At 35.3% G+C, this 20,979-nt stretch carries 20 protein-coding genes; 8 read left to right on the top strand and 12 right to left on the bottom strand.

Features of this window, described 5'->3' with window-relative positions; translation table 11 throughout:
• Position 1: 1 nt before the first annotated feature.
• The 3 genes from OQK60_RS07445 to OQK60_RS07435 all read right to left on the bottom strand — a co-directional run bounded on the left by OQK60_RS07445 (position 2) and on the right by OQK60_RS07435 (position 3,430).
• Complete coding sequence (locus OQK60_RS07445) at positions 2–1,093, bottom strand: prohibitin family protein (RefSeq protein WP_297686241.1); 1,092 nt, start codon at positions 1,091–1,093, stop codon at positions 2–4.
• Positions 1,094–1,123: 30 nt separating this feature from the next.
• A complete protein-coding gene (locus OQK60_RS07440) occupies positions 1,124–2,044 on the bottom strand; it encodes a branched-chain amino acid transaminase (protein ID WP_297685620.1) in 921 nt (306 codons plus the stop codon).
• Between the two features lie 120 nt (positions 2,045–2,164).
• Positions 2,165–3,430: an ankyrin repeat domain-containing protein gene (locus tag OQK60_RS07435; protein WP_297685619.1), complete on the bottom strand. Its 1,266-nt coding sequence runs from the start codon at positions 3,428–3,430 to the stop codon at positions 2,165–2,167.
• Positions 3,431–3,699: 269 nt separating this feature from the next.
• On the opposite strand from OQK60_RS07435, the gene OQK60_RS07430 reads away from it, so the two are divergent.
• A complete protein-coding gene (locus OQK60_RS07430; protein ID WP_297685617.1) occupies positions 3,700–4,392 on the top strand; it encodes a cytochrome c3 family protein in 693 nt (230 codons plus the stop codon).
• Positions 4,393–4,535: 143 nt separating this feature from the next.
• On the opposite strand, the gene OQK60_RS07425 is transcribed toward OQK60_RS07430, so the two are convergent.
• The 3 genes from OQK60_RS07425 to ppk2 form a co-directional block, all read right to left on the bottom strand.
• A complete protein-coding gene (locus OQK60_RS07425; protein ID WP_297685615.1) occupies positions 4,536–5,741 on the bottom strand; it encodes a putative porin in 1,206 nt (401 codons plus the stop codon).
• 110 nt (positions 5,742–5,851) lie between these two features.
• Positions 5,852–6,856 (bottom strand): phosphate ABC transporter substrate-binding protein PstS, encoded by a 1,005-nt coding sequence (pstS, locus tag OQK60_RS07420; protein WP_297685613.1) that lies wholly within the window; start codon positions 6,854–6,856, stop codon positions 5,852–5,854.
• A 66-nt stretch (positions 6,857–6,922) separates the two neighbouring features.
• A complete protein-coding gene (gene ppk2, locus OQK60_RS07415; protein ID WP_297685612.1) occupies positions 6,923–7,792 on the bottom strand; it encodes a polyphosphate kinase 2 in 870 nt (289 codons plus the stop codon).
• A 127-nt stretch (positions 7,793–7,919) separates the two neighbouring features.
• Between ppk2 and pstC the strand changes: the two genes are divergently transcribed.
• Genes pstC through OQK60_RS07395 form a run of 4 tightly spaced genes read left to right on the top strand, consistent with a single transcriptional unit; the run spans position 7,920 to position 11,099 of the window.
• A complete protein-coding gene (gene pstC / locus OQK60_RS07410) occupies positions 7,920–8,777 on the top strand; it encodes a phosphate ABC transporter permease subunit PstC (protein WP_297685610.1) in 858 nt (285 codons plus the stop codon).
• Positions 8,777–9,619, top strand: a complete 843-nt coding sequence (gene pstA / locus OQK60_RS07405) for a phosphate ABC transporter permease PstA (RefSeq protein WP_297685608.1) — start codon at positions 8,777–8,779, stop codon at positions 9,617–9,619. The genes pstC and pstA overlap by 1 nt, the downstream gene beginning before the upstream one ends.
• Positions 9,619–10,404 carry a phosphate ABC transporter ATP-binding protein PstB gene (gene pstB, locus OQK60_RS07400; RefSeq protein WP_297685606.1) on the top strand — a complete coding sequence of 262 codons (786 nt, stop codon included), beginning with the start codon at positions 9,619–9,621 and terminating at the stop codon, positions 10,402–10,404. Before pstA ends, pstB begins: the two co-directional genes overlap by 1 nt.
• A gap of 23 nt (positions 10,405–10,427) precedes the next feature.
• On the top strand, positions 10,428–11,099 hold the full coding sequence (locus OQK60_RS07395) for a phosphate uptake regulator PhoU (protein WP_297685604.1): 672 nt from the start codon (positions 10,428–10,430) through the stop codon (positions 11,097–11,099).
• A 21-nt stretch (positions 11,100–11,120) separates the two neighbouring features.
• On the opposite strand, the gene OQK60_RS07390 is transcribed toward OQK60_RS07395, so the two are convergent.
• Complete coding sequence (locus OQK60_RS07390; protein ID WP_297685602.1) at positions 11,121–11,354, bottom strand: hypothetical protein; 234 nt, start codon at positions 11,352–11,354, stop codon at positions 11,121–11,123.
• Positions 11,355–11,507: 153 nt separating this feature from the next.
• Positions 11,508–12,248, bottom strand: coding sequence for a hypothetical protein (locus OQK60_RS07385; protein WP_297685600.1), 741 nt, complete (start codon positions 12,246–12,248; stop codon positions 11,508–11,510).
• 228 nt (positions 12,249–12,476) lie between these two features.
• Between OQK60_RS07385 and glnA the strand changes: the two genes are divergently transcribed.
• The 3 genes from glnA (at position 12,477) to leuA (ending at position 16,723) form a co-directional block, all read left to right on the top strand.
• The gene (glnA, locus tag OQK60_RS07380) at positions 12,477–13,907 is read left to right on the top strand and encodes a type I glutamate--ammonia ligase (RefSeq protein WP_297685598.1); all 1,431 of its coding nucleotides are present in this window, start codon (positions 12,477–12,479) and stop codon (positions 13,905–13,907) included.
• Positions 13,908–14,007: 100 nt separating this feature from the next.
• Positions 14,008–14,964, top strand: coding sequence for a HAMP domain-containing sensor histidine kinase (locus tag OQK60_RS07375; RefSeq protein ID WP_297685596.1), 957 nt, complete (start codon positions 14,008–14,010; stop codon positions 14,962–14,964).
• A gap of 103 nt (positions 14,965–15,067) precedes the next feature.
• Positions 15,068–16,723, top strand: coding sequence for a 2-isopropylmalate synthase (gene leuA / locus OQK60_RS07370; RefSeq protein WP_297685594.1), 1,656 nt, complete (start codon positions 15,068–15,070; stop codon positions 16,721–16,723).
• Between the two features lie 7 nt (positions 16,724–16,730).
• Here the strand turns inward: leuA and OQK60_RS07365 are convergent, their stop codons facing one another.
• The 4 genes from OQK60_RS07365 to OQK60_RS07350 are packed head-to-tail and all read right to left on the bottom strand — an operon-like array spanning position 16,731 to position 20,967.
• A complete protein-coding gene (locus OQK60_RS07365) occupies positions 16,731–17,882 on the bottom strand; it encodes a hypothetical protein (protein ID WP_297685592.1) in 1,152 nt (383 codons plus the stop codon).
• Positions 17,866–18,546 carry an ABC transporter ATP-binding protein gene (locus OQK60_RS07360; RefSeq protein ID WP_297685590.1) on the bottom strand — a complete coding sequence of 227 codons (681 nt, stop codon included), beginning with the start codon at positions 18,544–18,546 and terminating at the stop codon, positions 17,866–17,868. The genes OQK60_RS07365 and OQK60_RS07360 overlap by 17 nt, the downstream gene beginning before the upstream one ends.
• Positions 18,543–19,754: an FtsX-like permease family protein gene (locus OQK60_RS07355; RefSeq protein WP_297685588.1), complete on the bottom strand. Its 1,212-nt coding sequence runs from the start codon at positions 19,752–19,754 to the stop codon at positions 18,543–18,545. Before OQK60_RS07355 ends, OQK60_RS07360 begins: the two co-directional genes overlap by 4 nt.
• Complete coding sequence (locus tag OQK60_RS07350; RefSeq protein WP_297685586.1) at positions 19,747–20,967, bottom strand: FtsX-like permease family protein; 1,221 nt, start codon at positions 20,965–20,967, stop codon at positions 19,747–19,749. The genes OQK60_RS07355 and OQK60_RS07350 overlap by 8 nt, the downstream gene beginning before the upstream one ends.
• Positions 20,968–20,979: the final 12 nt, after the last annotated feature.

Genomic DNA, 20,979 nt, shown 5'->3' with positions numbered 1-20,979 from the left:
CTTACTGGCCTGTAGAAGTTTTCATCTGATGACCATTTTTCATATCAACCCAGATATTTGGAGTTGAACCACCAGGAGTTAAGAATATTTTTGCATCTTTGTTTTCACGAAGTGCATCATTAAATTGACCCTGAACCTGAATCTGCTCTAACTGAAGAAGTTGAGTAGTCAGTGATTTAGAGATAAGAATATTTGCTTTTGCTTTTGCATCTGCTTGAATAGTTACAGAGTCAGCAATACCCTGTGCTTCAATTCTTTTCTTTTGAGCTATACCTTCAGCTTCTGCAGCGCGTTTAAGAGCTTCTTGTTTTGCACGCTGTACATCTTGTTCAGCTTTTTGAACTTCTTGTTTAGCAACCTGAACACGCTCGATTTGCTCTTTTACTTTTTGAGGCAGACCAATCTCACGAAGTTGAACTGATTGAAGATCTGCAGGCGAATTTTTAAGACCTGTTACGCTCTCTCTCACACTTTTGTCTATCTCTTGTGCTATCTGGTTTCTCATTTGTGGAAGTGACTCTGCATCATACTTACCAACAACATTACGAACAACATCTCTCACAACAGGATTGATGATTTTATCTTCCCAGCTAAATCCCCAGTTAGATATAGTCTGTGCAGCAAACTGAGAGTTAAGTCTATACTGAACAGTAAGCTCAATTGTAACCGGAAGACCGCGTTTGTCTAGAACTGTAATAGCAGGTTTCACATTAATACCAGATTCTCTGCCGCTTGCCTCTATACGAGTTGCATAGTTTATAATACGAACTTTTGTATCAACTATATAAACCTTTTGAATAACAGGAACAATGAAATGAAGTCCCGGAAGAAGTGCTTGGTCTTGATACTTACCGTTTGTGCTCAAAATACCGCGCTCACCCTCTTGGATAATCGTAAATGGTTTTGCTAAAACAAGTAAAATCACAACTGCTATTAAAAAATAAACAATCCCTGATTTTCCACTCATGTTAAAGTATATTTTAGGCATCTGAGGTCCACCGCCTCCGCCACCGGTACCACCCCCAGATGGTTTTTTAAAACCACCGCCTTCGCTCTTTTTTTTGTTAAAGTAATCATTCATATCTGATGCCATTATTATATTCTCTTCTTTCATTTTTATTTCCTAATCGATATATGTTAAGTAATGCTCGTACTCTTTGTTACGACCAAAAACTATATCAAAGTAAGTACTTTGAATTTTCTCTGTAATCTCTCCGCGAGAACCAGACCCTATCTCTCTTGCATCTATAATACGAACAGGTGTTATCTCAGCCGCTGTTCCTGTTAAAAATGCTTCATCTGCTATATATAACTCTTCTCTTGTAATACGGCGGCGCTCAACTTCTATGCCCATGTTCTGAGCTATTTCAATAACTGTCTTTTGAGTAATTGATACTAATGCATTATCACTTGGCGGAGATATTAATTTTTTATCAACTACCATAAAAAAACTAGCTCCAGAAGCTTCTGCTACATAACCTTGGTCATCTAAAAGAAGTGCCTCGTCATATCCGCAATCTATTGCTTCATACTTAGCCATTTGAGAGTTTAAATAGTTTGCTGTCGCTTTTGCTTTACCCATATTTGAAGTGTTAGCAGGTCTAGTCATAGATGCAATTTTGAGCTTTATACCTTTTCTCATACCCTCTTCACCAAGGTAAGCACCCCATTCCCAAGCAGACATAACAGTCTCAACCGGAGCATCTTTATGGTAAACACCCATTACGCCGTAGCCTAAAAATGCGAATGGTCTTATATAAACATTATCACCAGTAAACTCGTTCTTTTTCAATAAATCAATCTGTGCTTGATTCATCTCCTCGATTGTATAAGGAATATCGATTAGAGTCATCTTTGCAGACTCTTTAAGTCTTGCTGTATGCTCATTTAAACGAAAAATCGCATAACCCTTTTGCGTCTTGTAAGCTTTTGTACCTTCAATTACACCATTTCCATAGTGAAGTGTGTGTGAAAGAACATGTACCTTAGCATCCTCCCAAGCTACAAATTCTCCATTCATCCAAATATATTTGGCTGCGTCCATATATTTCTCCAATAATTATTACACTAAAATTATTGGTATTCTATCTAAAATGATGTTTATATTGTATTAATCATTTCCACAACTCCAAGAAGAGCGGGAAATAAGTAGAGGTAAAAAGTTTTATTTTGTAGCAGATTTTAATATTTTTATGACTTCATTATGTTTGTTTTTTGTTGCATAATCCAGTGCTGTTTCGCCATCTCTATCTTTTTCATTAACATCAGCACCCTTCTTAATTAAAAGTTTCACAACAGAAGTCATTCCTTTTTCAGCAGCATTAATAAGCGGTGTCTCTTTATATTTGTCTCTTACATTTATATCAGCACCTTTATTGATTAACATAATTGATACCTCTGAAAGACCAAGACGCGTTGAATATAATAAAGGCGTTCCTTTATCCTTATCTATTGCATTAACATCAGCACCTTTAGTTATCAAATATTTAGCTGTATCAGGTTTAGAATTTTGAAGTGCAACAATCAGTGTAGTTTTTGCATATTTATTTTCATCATTTATGCCATAGCCTTTTTTAAGCAATGTCTCAATAGTTTTTGTTAAACCCTTTTGTGCCGCATAAAATATAGCTGTGTCATGATGAGAGGTAAAGACATTGGTATCTGCACCTTTGTTTATTAATTTTTCAAAAAGTTTTGGCAAATCAAATTCCATTGCAAAAAACAGAGGTGTATTGCCTTGCTCATCTTTTACATTTACATCAGCACCTTTATCGATTAAACTAATTGCAACATCAGAAAAAGAACTCTTAGCTGCATACAGCAATGGTGTGTTGCCGTTGATATCTTTTGCGTTAACATCAGCACCTTTTTTTATAAGTTGCAGTGATGCATCTGGAAGCCAATTTTGTGTTGTCAAAAGAAGCGGTGTTATACCATCTCTATCTTTGGCATTAATGTCGGCACCTTTTTTAATCAACAAAACTACTATATCTTCAAGCATTCCTTGAGCTGCACTATGAAGTGCATTTTCTCCATACTTATTTTTAAGATTTATTTTTGCCCCTCTGTCTATGAGCAATTTGGCAGCTTTGGCATGTCCACCACGACTTGCAAACATCAATGGGGTGAAGCCATTATTTTGGGTGTCAATCTTTGCACCTTTTTTTAAAAGCAACTTTATGATTTCATTTTTTCCGGCTGCAGCAGCTGACATCAAAGGAGTATATCCATCTTCATCTACGGTGTTTACATCAGCTCCGTCTCTTATCAAACTCTCAACTGTTTCTATAGCACCTTCACTTATATTTTCTTTGTCTAAAATACTGATAATTCTTAAACCATTTTCATCAGCCATCAACTGCCCAGGAACCAATACACATGTAAGAGCACTAAACAGTACTGCAGAAGCAAAATTTCTTTTGTTAAACATAGCTTTTACCTTTTATAATATATTTTTATGATTTTAACATATAGATGTATTATTAATAGACATATTTCTTTTTTTTATATTAATTTTTTTATTATGTTTCATTTTAGAAGAAAAAATTAAACTACATGTAGAAATATTACTTAGCAATTATCCACAAAATCAATTCAAAGAGAGGAAAAATATCACATTATTATCACATTGATATTTTTTACTGTTAAAAATTAAAATATTATGCTATTATTATGATAACTTACTTTAAGGTGCAAACCATGATTAAAAAACTACTTTATATCTTTGTATTAATTTTTTATTTCACTATTGAACTTTTTGCTTTAAGTGGACCTCATGCTGATATTACAAGCTCTAGTGATACTACTACTGACAATGGTGAGACTTGTGTATATTGTCATACCCCGCATGGTGGAAATTCCGATCTTTCTCCTGCACCACTTTGGAATAAACCAACAGCTTCCACAACATTTACGATGTATGGAGCAACAAGCGAAAGCACAAGCGGTACAACAATTGCCAATACCAGCACTGATGCAGTGCCAAGTGGTTCTAGTATGGCATGCTTGAGCTGTCATGACGGTGTAAGTGCTATGAATAGTGTTATTAATGCTCCTGGTTCAGGAAATTATAATGCTTTAGGTTCTTACATAGGAACAAACCCTCCGCTCTCCACCACGATGCCTGAAGTTGCATATAAATCTATTGGTTTAAATGGAGATTTAACAGATGATCATCCAATTTCAATAGAATACATTCCGGGAAAAGCAAGCCTAAAACCATTGAATGAACCACTTACAGATTTTTTTGGAGCTGTTCTTGTATCTGATTTATTAAAAGATGGAAAAGTGCAATGCACTAGTTGTCACGATCCACATGAAACACCGTATAATACATACCTTAGAAATGGCAACACCGGCAGTTCTTTGTGTATTGGATGTCATGATAAATAAGATTTTAAAACTTCAATTTGAATAGATTTATTTTAACATGTAGAAATATTGACTTTATGGGGTAAAGTTTTATTTTTAGGAGAAAATGAAATTTATATTTCTACATGTAAGAACAGACAAGGCCAGGAGAGGCCTTAAAAGTATTAGAACTTAAGGATAACATCCAGTTGTACACGGTGGTAATCTAATCCAGTATCACCTAGTTCACTCCAGTTCCACCATCCAGCAACATCTACATTTTTAGCGAATGCATATTTTGTTTTAACATAGTAACCATTACTATCTGTTCCACCGCCACTAAAGTCAGAGTCGTTATGTGCTCCAAACACTGCATCTTTTTCAACATCTCTATAAGTAGCAGCCGCCTTCCACTTCTTAGTCATAGCAAGTTCTGCGCTTATATCATATCCAAAATTATCATCACTTGCTTGTGCATTATACGCTAAACTCAACGATGTTTTAAATGGCATTCCCATTACTAAATCTTTAACTTTTAACTCTGCAAAAGCTTCCACAATTCCATAATCTTCTTTATATACGGTAACACCATTTACTACTTCGCTTGTGTTACCTTTAAAACTTCCATATGGGTCAGTGTTACCTTTAACATTATCATAATGGTAGTATGCAGCACCCAAGTTTAACTTAGCATCCTCAAGTTTTTGAGTATGAACATACTGAGCTAGGAAAATATTGATATTACCGCCATCTCTGTTGTCTTTTTCTCTATGCACTCTGTTAGCACCGACTCTAATCATAGTGTTCTCATCTTCATAGCCGTAGTTCACACCTTCTAAACGGATATCATTATCCCATACAAGCTGTGTTTTATTAGGTCTATAGATGTTGTGTTTTTGCTTACCAACTCTAATCCATGAGTTCTCAAGCGCGTATTTAATATCAAGTATATCGATTTTAAGTTCATCAATAAAGTATTCTTGAATATTTTCACCAGATTTAAAGCTTACATTTCCTGATGTCGGATTATATTTACCACTCGAGATACCTGTTTCTAGTGTAATATTATCAGTAACATCAACATCTAAAGAGTATCTAAACCTATATCTTTCACGGTTTACATCAGCACTGCCCTCTTTTTCTATTGTCTCTTGTCTTAATCTAAGATCACCTTTTGCATGAAATCTATCAAAAAATCCACCAAGAATTTTTTCCTTTGGTTCTTCTACTGAGTTAAGAACTTTAGCTGCTTCTTCTAAATCAATAGCTACTCGTCCTTCAGCGGCTGTTGTAAAAACCTGACCATTTTTATCTTGATAAAATTGTGTAGCACTTAAACTAGTTGTTGCAACTGCTAAAGCTGCGATAGTTGATAAAACGATTTTTTTCATTCTCTTATTCCCTTTTTTTGTTGAGTGAAGTATAAAATACTTAGGTTACATAATTATTACAAAACACAAGTTTGTTTACCTTAAAATACTGAGTCATTTATATAAAGTGACTATTTTATATTAGTTGCCCAATACTCTCTAATCATTTTTTTAGTTGCCTCTGGAAGTGGAATATAACCTAGCTTTTTGCACGAAGCATCACCATTTTTAAAAGCGTAATCATAAAATGCGATTGATTTCTTATTAGTCTCAGTTTTTTCAGTTGGAAGCAAAATGAAAGTTGCTGCAACAATCGGGTAAGAAGTATCACCTGGCTGTAATGCTAACATTGCATAAAAATTATCTTCTTTTGTCCAGCTTGCATATTTTGCAGCAGCTTTGAAGTTTTCTTCATTTGCAACAACCCATTTACCGTTTGCAGTTTTAAGTACAGCAGCTGAAAGATTGTTTTTCTCTTTATATGCATTTTCGATGTAACCGATAGAGTAAGGAGTCTGCTTAACTAAGTTAGCAACACCCTCGTTACCTTTTCCACCAATACCAACAGCCCAGTCTATTGCTTTACCGGTACCAAAATTATCTTTCCAGTTTTTAGAACTTCCGCTTAGGTAGTAAGTAAAGTTATATGTAGTACCGCTTCCGTCTGAACGGTGAACAACAATAATTTTTTGATTTGGAAGACTTATACCGCTATTGTCAGCTGCAATCTTTGCATCATTCCATTTTGTGATTTTTCCAGCAAAAATATCTGCAACAACTTCATTAGAAAGTTTTAAAGTCTCATCAGCAATGCCATCAACATTAAATGCAATAACGATTGAACCGATTACCGCAGGAAACTGAAAGAGTTTCGCCTCTGCTAATTTTTTAGAGTTAAGAGGCTTGTCAGACGCACCAAAATCTACAACACGCTTAGTGATTTGTTTGATACCACCACCTGAACCTATTGACTGATAGTTAACACGATTTTTAGTCTCTTTTTTATAGTTATATGCCCAATCATAATATAAAGGAGCTGGAAAAGATGCACCTGCACCATTAATTTTATCTGCTGCGAATGCAGAACTTACTGATGCAGCTGTAACAAGTGCAACTAAAGCTAGTTTTTTTAACATTTTCGTACCTTTTATTTTTTAAGATGCGAAATTATAAATTTAAAATGTTACAGTCTGATTACAAAATTATTTAAGCGAAAACTTGAATTTCTTTTCCATGCTTATAGCTTCATCTCGCCCAAATATTATCACTTTTTTATCTACAGCTATTTCACTCTCAGCAATTTTGTTCGGATATTCTACAAAATTTAAAATATGTTTTATTGTATTTAATCTTGCTTTTTTCTTGTCATCAGCTTTAACAATGGTCCATGGAGCAACTTCCGTATGTGTAGCACTCAACATCATAAATTTAGCTAAGGAGTATTCATTCCAAAGTCTTTGTGATTCTTTATCTACTGTTGAGAGTTTATACTGTTTTAATGGGTCTGTTTCCCTCGCTTCAAATCTTTTTGCCTGTTCTTTCTTTGATACTGAAAAATAAAATTTAAATATTTTTATATCTTCATCTACTATCATTTTCTCAAATTCAGGAGCATCTTTTAAAAATTTATGGTGCTCTCTCTCTGTACAAAAACCCATAACCGGTTCTACCATTGCTCTGTTATACCAGCTTCTGTCAAAGAGTACAATTTCACCGGCACTTGGCAAATGTTCTACATATCTTTGAAAGTACCATTGTGACCTCTCCATATCACTTGGTTTTTCAAGTGCCACCACCCTAGCACCTCTTGGATTTAGATGCTCGGTAATCCTCTTTATCGTGCCGCCTTTGCCCCCGGCATCCCGTCCTTCAAAAATCATCAAAACTCTAAGCCCAGTCTCTTTAACATGATTTTGAAATTTAAGAAGCTCAACTTGAAGCTTTTGCAACTCTTCTTCGTAAGCTATCGTTTCTAATTTTTTCCAAACTCTTATCTTCCCGTCTTTACTTTTTCTTCGTTCTTTGTCTAACTTTCTTCTGTCTTCTTTACTTTTTCTTTTTTCTTCTTTCATAATCTTCCTCCTGCTTATAGTATACAAACACTCATCTTTATAATATCTTCAATGCTTTTATTATAGTAACCTATTTGTAACCAAATTTTTATAAAGTTTCAAACTTTAAAAACTTAAGGAGGCAATTATGGATAATTTTATAGATAAACTCTTCGCAAATTTCAGTAAATTTGTGGCAATTTCTATACTACTCTTAGTTGCTTGGATTTTTGCAACTCTATTTCAACACTCCATGGAATCATTAGAAGCTTTTGGGTTTGACTTTATCCGTGAAACAAAATGGGCTCCAAACTTAGAAAAATTTGGAGCACTTCCTGCAATCTACGGCTCTGTTGTATCAACTTTTCTTGCAATGATATTAGCAGTTCCGCTAGCAATTGGTGTCGCAATCTTTTTGAGTGAAATCGCACATCAAAAGTTAAAGGCTCCAGTTGGTGTTTCCATAGAACTTTTAGCAGCCATTCCATCTGTAATATACGGTATGTGGGGACTTTTTTACTTCGTTCCTATTATCCGTGACACCTTTGGCGGTATTGGCATCAGTATGCTTACTGCCGGTATTGTTCTATCAATCATGATTTTACCTTTTATGGCTGCAGTAACTCGTGATGCGATGAATACAACTCCAGATATACTTAAAGAGTCCGCTTATGCTCTTGGCGGTACAAAATGGGATGTTATAAAAGATATTATTATTCCTTACGCAAAAGCCGGAATAATAGGTTCATTTATCTTAGCTCTTGGTCGTGCAATAGGTGAAACCATGGCTGTTACTTTTGTTATGGGTAATGTTCATAAGATTACAACAGATTTAACTGCACCTGCTACTTCTATACCGGTAACACTTGCAAATGAATTTACAGAAGCGGATTCAGGACTTTATTACTCATCTCTATTTGAACTCTCATTGCTTCTATTAGTAATCAGCTTTACAATTATCTCTGTTGCTAAATTCTACTTTTTGCGAAGAAAAAGGGCAGTATAATGACTCATACTCAAAAAAGAATAATCATGAGCAGGATCGTTATGATTCTCTCAACTATCTCAGCGGTGGTAGGTATAGGTTTTTTAATCTGGATATTAGGTGTTTTAGTTATAAATGGCGTGGATGCTCTTAGTATGAGTATTTTTACTGAGGAAGGTGCTCCTCCAGGATATGAAAACAGTGGACTAAAACATGCACTAATCGGTCAATTTATGATTGTAGGCGTAGCAACTCTGTTTGGTGTTCCTCTTGGAATACTTGCCGGGACATACCTTAGTGAGTATGGTCAAAAAGCAAAACTTGCTGAGACTATTCGTGATATTTCTGACATCATGATGTCAGCACCTAGTATTGTTATCGGCGCTTTTGTTTACGCAATCGTTGTTGCACCTATGGGACACTTTAGCGGCTGGGCCGGTTCTGTTGCGCTGACTATTATAATGCTGCCTATTATATTAAGAACTACGGATGACATGTTGCAACTTGTTCCATCAACACTCCGTGAAGCTGCTTTTGCTTTAGGCGCTCCAAAGTACAAGGTCATTATCCAAGTTGTTTATCGTGGAGCAAAATCCGGGATACTAACAGGAGTTTTACTGGGAGTTGCTCGTGTGGCAGGAGAGACAGCACCTCTTCTTTTTACATCATTTAATGACAATTTTTTAAACACAGACATGATGGAGCCAATGGCTTCACTAACGGTTACTATGTACAACTATGCGACAAGCCCTTATGAAGATTGGCAAAAACTTGGCTGGGCTGCAGCATTTATACTGAGTATGTTTATTTTATCTCTAAATATAATCGGTAGATTATTTTTACTAAAGAAGAAAGGCAAATAATGGCAACAATTGTTGATATAACAGAGGAAAAAGCACTTGAAGTAAAAGACTTTGAGTTTACTTACGCAAGTGCAGATGCACCAAGCATACAAAAACTAACTATGCCCGTCGCAAAAAACTCTATAACGGCTCTTATCGGTCCATCAGGATGCGGTAAGACAACTTTACTTAGGAGTTTTAACCGTATGCATGACCTCTATCTGGGGAATGAGTATTCTGGAGAGATTCTATTTAAAGATAGAAATATTTTGGCTAAAGAAGAAGATTTGATTAAACTGAGAATACAAATAGGTATGATCTTTCAAAAACCTACAGCCTTTCCAATGAGTATATTTGATAATGTTGCTTATGGATTAAGGCTGCAAGGTATGAAAAACAAAACAGAACTTCAAGACAGAGTTGAAAAAGCACTTCAAGATGCTGCTATTTGGAAGGAAGTCAAAGATAGGCTCAAGCATGATGCAAATGGTCTTTCAGGTGGACAACAACAAAGGCTTTGTATTGCCCGCGCAGTTGCTGTTGAGCCTGAAGTTTTACTCTTTGATGAGCCGACTTCTGCGCTTGACCCTATCTCAACTTCTGGGATTGAAGAGCTTATAGTTGAACTGAGAGAAAAAGTCTCTATTATTATAGTTACACACAATATGCAACAAGCCGCAAGAGTAAGTGACTATACAGGCTTTATGTATCTTGGTGAACTTATAGAGTTAGGTAAAACAGAGGAGCTTTTTGTAACACCAAAAGAGAAGCTGACAGAAGAGTACATAACCGGTAAGTTTGGTTAATAAAAATAATAAAAGGAGTTGACATGTCAACAAAATACGATAACAAAATTGATGAAATAAGAGAAAAAATTCGTTCACTATTACAAACTATAACAACTGCTAATGAGATGTCTTTAGAGGCTTGTAAAAATAGTGATGAAGCAAAATACAAAGAGGTTCAAACTAACCTTAGCAAGATAGGTGCGCAAGGTGATGCTATTGATAATGAGATTATCAAAACTTTTGCCCTTTTTGGTCCTGAGGCGAAAGAACTTCGCTTTTTAGTGGCTTACCTTAAGATGACTAATGAGATTGTTCTTATTGGTGAGGGAGTAAAAAAGTATTCTCGTCGAATGAAAGAACATGAACAAAGTGGCTGTGATTTGTCACCTTTAAAACCAAGCATCATACTTCTTCATAAAAGTACAATTAATGCTCTAAAATATATCCTAGAGTGCTTTAATCAAAATGATAAGTGTAATTTTGAAGACAACTATCGCAAAGTTGTTGTTGAAGAGAGCATGAATGACGATCTGTTTTCAGTTCTTGAAAAAGATATATTGAACCAAATAATAGGGGAAAAAGAGCTTTCTATAGAGTATGTAAAAGTTCTAGGAACTCTTCGTAAACTTGAGCGTTCATGTGATAGAAGTGTAAACATAGCAAACTTAATGATGTATGCTAACGAAGGTGGGGAGATTAGCGTTTATAGCTAATCCCCCGAATGAACTAAGAAATTATTTCTTAGTTGGTTTTTTTACAGCTTTTTTAGACGCAGCTTTTTTTACTACTTTTTTAGCCACTTTTTTAACATCTTTTTTAGCTGTCGGTTTTTTCTTTTTAGCAACTTTAACGATTTTCTTAGTTACTTTCTTTGCAGCTTTTTTATCTATTGCTTTTTTAGCTACTGCTTTTTTAACAGCTTTTTTAGCCACTTTTTTTACAACTTTTTTCTTTAAAACTTTTGCCATAGGCAGCTCCTTAAGTTAATTCACTTATCACTTAACAAATAGTAATAAATTATAATCATTATATATGATTTATTACAATTTGTCAACAAAACGCTGTAGTAGCGTCGTGCTCTGCTCCCATAAATAAATATAATATCGATTACAGTTCATTTATTAATTATTGTTGTCTTTTTGGTCATCAATATAATGCGCAATTGCATCTTTTATATTGCTCAATTTGTTTGGATTTCCCTGTAGATTTTTAAAATGTTTAGATATGTCTTTGTCATTTTCTACTTTCAAATCCGCAATACTTGAGCAAACCTGAAGAAAAACCTCATAAGGAACATCATCACCGCGCTTCAAAAAATAAATAGCTCGCTGTAGTGATACAAATGGATTTACACTAACTCTTGTGAGATGATTAATTCTAGTATTGATATAGTTTATAAACTCCATTCTCATATCACACTTCATGATACTAAAAAGTCTCTTTTTTGTATCATACTTACATTCAAAAGCTATCTTTGTCGAATCAAAATCAAACCCGTCCACAAGCTCTTTTAAAGTGGCATTTTCAAACCTCTCTCGAAAAACAAGCTGATATATATCATTTTTATATTTGTATGTATATGAGTTGTTCTCATATTCAAAAAAATCTTGATTCATAGCACTATTTAAAAGTTCTCTATCTTCATTGGAGGGAAAAAACATATCCAAATCTCTAAATGAGTCAGCTTTTAAACAAGAACCTGCAAGAAAAATCTTAATATATCTTTTTTTCACATTTGTTATGATCATTCTTTGAAAAAACTCGTTTAATTTAATAGCTATATTATCTAATCGATAATCCAATAGAGATGCTTGTTCATAAGAGAGTAATTCTTCATAATCTTTCCAAAAATCGTAAACCATATACCCTCCAAATTTAATAGATTAAATTATATCTCAATCTTAGCTAAAATGATTTAAAAACTAAAATCTCAGCCATTTAAATAAAATAATATATTCTATATATGACACCGCAAAATCTGTATAACTATATGAAACAACATAATAATTGATTAATTTTTAATCATTGATTATTACTTTATTGAGTTGAAATCAGATATACTAACAAAAGATTAAATTCAGGAGAAATGAATGGGAAAATTTGTTAATAATACAGAAGAGTTTTTTGCTTTTTGTGAAGAAAATGATGTTGGATTTGTAGACTTTAGATTTACAGACATTAAAGGTACATGGCATCATATCAGCTATAGAATGAGTGCTGTTAGTACTGCTCAATTAGAAAATGGATTGCCTTTTGATGGTTCTTCGGTTGAAGCATGGCAGCCAATAAATAAATCTGATATGCTGCTTAAGCCTGATATAGCTACTGCTTTTTTAGACCCATTTACTGCAGACCCAACAATAATCGTATTTTGTGATGTTTACGATATTTATAAAAAACAAGCTTATGAGAGATGTCCTCGTTCAATTGCAAAAGCTGCACTTAAACATGCAGAATCATTAGGAATAGCAGACACTGCATACTTTGGTCCGGAAAATGAGTTTTTTATGTTTGACTCTGTAACTTTTGTTGATAATATCAATGAATCTGGTTATAAAGTTGATACTGAAGAGGGTGAGTGGAATTCAAATAATCCATATCCAGATATGTACAATACAGGTCACAGACCTGGAACAAAAGGTGGTTACTTCCCAGTTGCACCAACTGATTCTGCTGTAGATATCCGTGCTGAGATGATGCAGGTTTTAGAGCAAGTTGGTCTTGAAGTTGTTCTTGGTCACCACGAAGTTGCTCAAGGTCAACACGAAATTGGTATAGTTTTCTCTGACATAATCGGTGCTGCTGATAATGTTCAAAAATACAAATATGTAATTAAGATGGTAGCTCACTTAAATGGTAAAACTGCTACATTTATGCCAAAACCTCTTTATGGCGACAATGGTAACGGTATGCATGTTCACCAATCATTATGGAAAGACGGTAAAAACCTTTTCTATCAAGAAGGAAATTATGCTAACCTTTCTGAAATGGCACTTAACTATACAGCCGGTATCTTTAAACATGCTCGTGCAGTTGCAGCGTTTACTAACCCTTCAACTAACTCATACAAAAGACTTATCCCTGGTTTTGAAGCTCCAAGCATTTTGACTTACTCTTCTCAAAATCGTTCAGCTGCTTGTCGTATCCCTTACGGTGCGGGCGAAATGGCTACTCGTGTAGAGATGCGTTTCCCGGATTCTACTGCTTGTCCTTACCTTGCATTTGCTGTAATGATGATGGCTGGTCTTGATGGTATTCAAAATAAAGATATTCCTATTGGTCCAATGGATGAAGATTTATTTGAGCTTTCTCTTGATGAGATTCGCGAGAAAAAAATCCCTCAAATGCCTCATACGCTTCGTGGTTCGCTAGAAGCTCTTATTCGTGACAATGAGTTTTTGCAGCCTGTGTTTACAAAAGAGTTTATTAACGCTTACCAACACTATAGATTTGCGCGTGATGTATGGCCAGATGAAGGTCGTCCAACTGCCTATGAGTTTAAAACAACTTATCAATGCTAGCCATGAAAAAGTGAGCTTCTGCTCGCTTTTTCTCACAAAAATCAAAAAATATTTAAACTTCTTATAAAATTCTTACGCAACTTCGATATAATAATATATTATGAATAAAAATCCTTTTTCACAGCCTACAATAGAAATTAAACGCCGAAAAAATCCAAAAGGTGAGTACTATCACCTCAATACCAAAGAGTTGCTTGACGCTGTAAGGCAGAGTGCTCATTCCACTCACCGTGCCGACTTAGATATACTGCTTGATGTTTTTTTAGAGAGATATGATGCTCGTCAAAAAGAATTGGACAGTTTAAATCGTGAACTAGAAGAGCGCATTGAAATAGAAGTAAACATCGGTAAAAAAAACTACAAACGGTATGAACAGCAGGCAAAAATGGCTGCTATGGGCGAGATGATGGACGCTGTTGCACATCAATGGAAGCAGCCATTAAACGCTCTATCTATGATGTCTGACATGTTAGTTGATGATTTCAGAACCGGAGATGTAGATCAAGCTTATGTAGATGAACTCTCCCTTAACACACAGACTCAAATCGAGCATATGGTTACAACGCTTAATGAGTTTAGAAATTTTTTCAGACCAAAAGAGACTAAAGAAAATTTTGGAATTAAACGCTGTGTCCAATCTGTTATGCTTTTGGTAAATGATGAATTTATGAAAAACAATATAAACATAAATATTAAAAGCGATAAAGAAATTATTATTTATGGAATAGAAAACGAGTTCAAGCATTTGGTTCTTAATATAATCAATAATGCAAAAGATGCATTTAACGAAAGAGATATTAAAGAGCGATATATAAATATAAGCTTTTATAAAGAGCAAAGCTACATAAACTTAGATATCGAGGACACTGCAGGCGGTATTCCAAACAATGTTATAAAAGATATTTTTAAGCCCGAGGTAACAACAAAAGAGATTGGAAAGGGCACCGGCATCGGTCTATATATGAGCACACAAATTGCACAAAAATTCGACGGTTCGCTCTCTGTGGAAAATTTAAACAGAGGCGCTTGTTTTAAACTTCGTATCCCAACACAATAGCTTCAAAATCGCTAAACATTATATAACCACAAATTTGATATAATTCCATTTATGATAGATATGTAAGAGTGCTATCAAATTTTCAAGTCAAAAAGGATTATTCGTGAAGAATATTCAAACGGGCAAATATCGCCCATATCCACAAATAGATTTGCCAAATCGTACTTGGCCAAATAAAACTATAACAAAAGCTCCTGCGTGGTGTAGTGTAGATTTACGCGATGGTAATCAAGCACTTATCAACCCAATGGACATGGATAAAAAACTTGAATTATTTGCACTCTTACTTAAGCTCGGGTTTAAAGAGATAGAGGTTGGATTTCCATCAGCTTCTGCAGTAGAATTTGACTTTTTACGCCGTTTGGTTGATGATAAGCTTATTCCTGATGATGTAACTATTCAGGTTCTTGTCCAAGCACGAGAACATCTAATAGCTAAAACATTTGAGTCATTAAAAGGTGTTAAAAAAGCAACTGTTCATCTTTACAACTCAACTTCTACTGCTCAAAGAAAAATAGTGTTTAAAAAAAGCAAAGAAGAGATAATTGCCCTTGCACTTAAAGGTGTTGATTTAGTTAAAAAGTATGAAAAAGAGCATGACGGAGAGATTTTCTTAGAGTATTCACCTGAGAGTTTTACTGGAACAGAGCTGGAATTTGCTGCAGAGATTTCAAATGCTGTAACTGCTCGCTGGGGCATAAGCGATACTAGAAAAGTCATCATAAACCTGCCGGCAACTGTAGAGATGGCTACGCCAAATGTATATGCAGACCAGATAGAGTGGATGGCAAATCATTTGGATAACAGAGAAAATGTGATTATCTCAACTCATACTCATAATGACCGTGGGACAAGTATAGCTGCTACAGAGTTGGCATTATTAGCTGGAGCTGATAGAGTTGAGGGTACACTTTTGAGTAATGGCGAAAGAACAGGCAATGTTGACATCATCACACTTGCTCTTAACATGTTAACTCAAGGGGTTGACCCTAAGCTAGACTTTTCAGATATAAATGAGGTTTTAGAAGTTGTAGAGAGATGCACAGAGATGGTAACTCACGCTCGTCATCCATATGTAGGAGAACTAGTCTATACTGCATTTTCAGGTTCTCATCAAGATGCGATAAACAAAGGCTTAGCTCACAGAAAGAATACTCCTGAGAGCCACTGGGAAGTTCCATATTTACCTATAGACCCAGAGGATGTTGGAAGAACTTATGAGAGCATAATCCGTATCAACTCACAATCTGGAAAAGGCGGAGTAGCCTATATCTTGGACAACAACTTTGGTTATCAACTGCCAAAAGCAATGCATCCTGAAGTAGGTAAGCTAGTCCAAGCGGTAAGTGATGCAAAAGGCATAGAGTTAAGTGCTGATGAGATATTTGATATTTTTAAAGAGAATTATTTTAATATTAAAGAACATGTATCTTTAGTAGACTTTACTTTAACATCTGTTAAGGGTGTGTCAAAATGTACTTTGACATATATCTATAACGGCGAAGAGATTGTGGCAGATGGTGAAGGAAACGGTCCTGTTGATGCCTGTAAAAAAGCATTGATGAAAGATTATCAAAATGAATTTACCATAAACTCATATGCAGAGCACTCTCTTGGAGATAAAAGTTCTGCAGAAGCGGTTGCTTACATAGAAATACAAACAGCCGACACAATATCTTGTTTTGGTGTGGGTTCAGATAACGACATTGCAACAGCTTCAATCAAAGCACTCTTTTGTGCTTTAAACAGAGCGTTTTAGTCCTTTCCTAAAATGATAATGCCCACTTAAAATAGTAGGTATTATCAACTGCTCCAAATTCACTGCCACTATCTCCGTTTTGTATCATGGCTCCAAGCGTAAATGAGTTATTATCATTTAGAGTATATGTAAGACTGGGTGATATAAAACGGGAGTTCTTATCGTTAAAGCTTTCTATGTAAAGCAAAGAAGCATCTAAAAAGATGTTAAAACTGTATGATAGCGTAAGCCCCGTATAAAAATGTGAGCTAGTCAAATTAGACATTATTTCTGAATCAAGGTTTAGAGCCATCTCATCATATGAAAATTCTCTAGAACTATATAGTGCTTCAATAACTGCTGTTACGCCATTTTGAAACCCATAGTCAGCTCCGATGATTCCCTGAAAAAAGTCTTCTTTTTCTTCGCCTGCTTGTGTGTTAAAAGTGCTTTCTATGAACGCTCCTTCACTTCTAAGTAAAACTCCTGTATCTGCCAAATTTCCCTCTATCTCATAACCTATCATTTTTGTATCGTTTGAACTTACCGCGTTAAAAGCAAAATCAGCAAAATTTAAAAATGTTTTATAACGAGCCGCATATTTAAAACTATGGTCACGCTTTTGAGACACAACAACGCTCACATGTGAGGTATCATCTATATGTCTTGTGTACGAAACTGCCATAACACTAAAAACCTCGTCAGGTTCCAGAGCATAAACATTTTTATGGTTAAAGAGGTTTGTAGGTGTCCAAATCCGACCAACTCCCATCGATATATTCTGCAAACCTACTACAACTCTGTTGTATCTGTCCTCGTAACCGCCGTAAAGCCTGTAAAGTTTTGCATATACTGAGCCATCGCCGTAATCTTCGAAGTTTGATTGAGTTGTAAAGGGAGTATCTGATCGTGTTGATTTTAAGTACTCAAACTCGCTTGATTTTATATAGTTATGTCCGAGGTAGTTTACGCCATCAGCGATAAGAGTACCAAAGTAGCCATCATCTATATAATCCCCACGAAACCTAAGTCTATTATAGTTATACATGTAGGTTTTGTTTTGATAGGCTGAACCCTCAGATATAGTGATATTTGTATTTTCTACTTTATATTCATATTCTCCAAATAAAGAACTTGCTAGTAAAATCCCAACTAGAGCTATTTTAGCGTTTATTATCATCTACTATAGCACCATCGTTAAGCTCTACAACTCTCAGAGCACTATCCATAATAAGCTTATCATGAGAAGCAAACAAAATGCTCATACCCTCTTTTTTATTGAGTTCTCTCATCATATCTATTAGAATTTGCGAGTTTTTAGAGTCTAGGTTTGCGGTGGGCTCATCTGCCAAAATTATTTTTGGTTTTGCAGCAACTGCTCTTGCCACAGCAACTCTTTGCTGCTGTCCGCCGCTTAGTTTATTTGGTAGCAGCTTCAGCTTACTGTCTATCTCCAAGAGTGATGCAACTTCCATAACTCTCTCGCTTATCTCTTTGTCACTAAAACCTCGAAGCTTCATAATAAAACCTATATTTTCTTCCACGCTTAAAACCGGAACAAGATTATAAGACTGAAATACAAAGCCCATTTGAGTCAGTCTCAACTGAGTACGCGCTTCTTCACTCAAAGTTGTTATCTCTGTATCATCCAGATATATCTTTCCGCTGTCTATGCTGTCAAGAGCACCTATAACATTTAGAAGTGTTGTCTTTCCACATCCTGAGGGTCCGTTAAAAAGTGTAAACTCCCCCTCTTGTACATGTAAGTTTATATCGCGTAACGCATGAACTTCTCTTGGGTCATCTTTATAAAAATACTTATTTACATTTTCTAATCTAATCATTTCTCGGCCTTTATAACATCTATTGGGTTTAGTTTTTTAATCTTTCTTATGGGTATCAGCACACTTAAAACAGATGCGGCTAATATTGCCACAAAGGTGGTAGTAAAGTATGAGACTTTTATAGTACCGGTAATGATGGCTTCATAACCCCACATCTCTAAAGCATCCGAAAAAGAACTCAAATCAAGCCCATAATCTCTCAAATAAACCAAGAGTATAGCCCCAAGCAGTGCCCCGCTTATGTATCCAAGCAAGCCAACGATTACAGACTCTAAAAATATCTGAGCTTTTATGTACTTATACTGCATCCCAATGCCAAGAACAATGCCAAACTCACGAATCCTATCAAGTATAGAAACATACACCACTCCGAAAATTCCGATAAAAACAACACTCATCACTATAAAAAAAGTAATAGAGTTAAATATAACCATCATCTCCTGCATCTGCTTTATCATAGGTTGGAGTTCTAAAAAACTTTTAACATCAAGATTTGAGTATTTAGCCTTGAGAAGCTTTACTAAGTTTTTATCTTCACCCATCACTGCAATCTGCGTTGCATCTAAAGGCGAAGTACCTAAAAATTTGTGAAGTAATGCAATATCCACAAATATTGCATTTGAATCAAGCAAGATATTTGTAGTTTGTACAATGGCTTTGATTTTTAGAGCAATTGAGTTTATGTTTCCTAAAGTGTCTTGGGTAGAAAAGACGAGCTTTGAGCCGATACCGACTTTAAGTGTTTTTGCAAGCTCTATTCCTATAACAGCACCTCGTTTATCAAGGTTAATCTCACCTTCTTTTAAAAACCCGCTAAACTCTCCAAATTCTTCCTCTGCTTTTAAATCTATACCGTAAACAGAAGCAAAAGATGATTTTCTGGCAGTTGATAGCAGTCCGTCTGCCATAACTCTTAAAACAACAGCTTCAACACCTTCTAACTTCTCTATATCCTCTTTCATTTTTACAGCATCTTTGATTATATATTTTATATCTTTTTCAACTCTGTAATCTTTTGCATACAGACTCACATCTCCGCTGTCACTTCTTTTGTTTTTATCTACCATATTTTTGACCATACCATCGTATAAGCCTTGAATTGCCAACATCATACTCATGCTGACTGCTATCATTGTTATAACAAGAAGTGTGCGTGCAGGTCTTGTAAATGAGTTCTTCCAAGCCATCTTGAGTATCAGCTTATACATGTCGGCTCGCTTCAATTGGTCCAAAAGAATTTATATACATGTACGGATATAAAATACTCAAAAAGTTAAGAAGATATATAAGTCCTATGTTCCAAGAAATTGTATACATGTCAAAGTTAAAAGGTATCTCGTCTGAGACAATCCCGTAGTCTTTGTACATCTCGGCAATGCCCTCTATGACGATAGGATTTATACTATAGTAGTAACAGATGTACGAGGCTAGCGGCACCGCTATAACAAATGCAGCGGATGATAATATAAATATCTCATAAAACAATAGTAAAAATATATTTTGTTTTGAGAGACCTATGCACTTAAGAACACCAAACTCTTTTATGCGAGAACTCACATTTATAAAACCGTATATCATAATCACAAAAAATATTACTACTAAAAACAGCGATAGAGAGATATATCCAAATATATTGTCAACCTCCATAGCTTCAACCATAGTCTTCATCAAAGTCTTCCATGTCAAAGACTCCAAATTTTCATCATCCAAAATTTTTATAATCTCACTATTGACTCTATCAACATCATCTAAATTTTCTACTTTTATCGTTATATATGAAGCCATATTTTTCGCATACATCAACTCATCAAAATATGAACGGTTTACAAACGAAGCACTCGAATCAAACTCAAACGAACCTGTTTTAAATGTTCCGCATACTTTGAAGATATCTGCCGCAAAAGAGTCATCACTCGCCCCTCCGACAAAACTCACCTCATCGCCTACATGTAGTTTCAGTTTTTTAACTAAACCACTGCCCATATAGAGACAATTGCCGTTAGTTTCATCTAAAAACTCACCCTCTCTTAAGGCTTGTGCAATTGAACTTAAAAGCTTCTCTTTATCTGGCTCTATACCTGCTATCATAGAAGCCCCAGAGTGCTCTTTGGATGAAAGCAGACCATAAGTCTCATATCGTGTTGTAAATGCTTCTATGCCTTTTACATGTAAGAGTTTATCTGTAATGCTTTTAGCATCACGAATCAAGTATTCATTGCCACCTACATCACGATAATCTTTGTGATAAATCTCAATAGCACCTGTATAGATTTTAAGTGAGTTTTCAAGCATAGAGTTGTGAGAGCCGTCCTGCCATGACACAAAGACCACAAACAACATAGCAGATACAAAGGTGAGTATGAAAGTCGTTATAGAACGACCCTTGTAAAATAAAATATTTTTAAGAGCGAAATTAAACATTTTTCACCCCCT

The organism is Sulfurimonas sp., from assembly GCF_026196735.1.
GTDB lineage: Bacteria > Campylobacterota > Campylobacteria > Campylobacterales > Sulfurimonadaceae > Sulfurimonas.
This window is presented reverse-complemented; position numbering and strand designations above follow the sequence as displayed.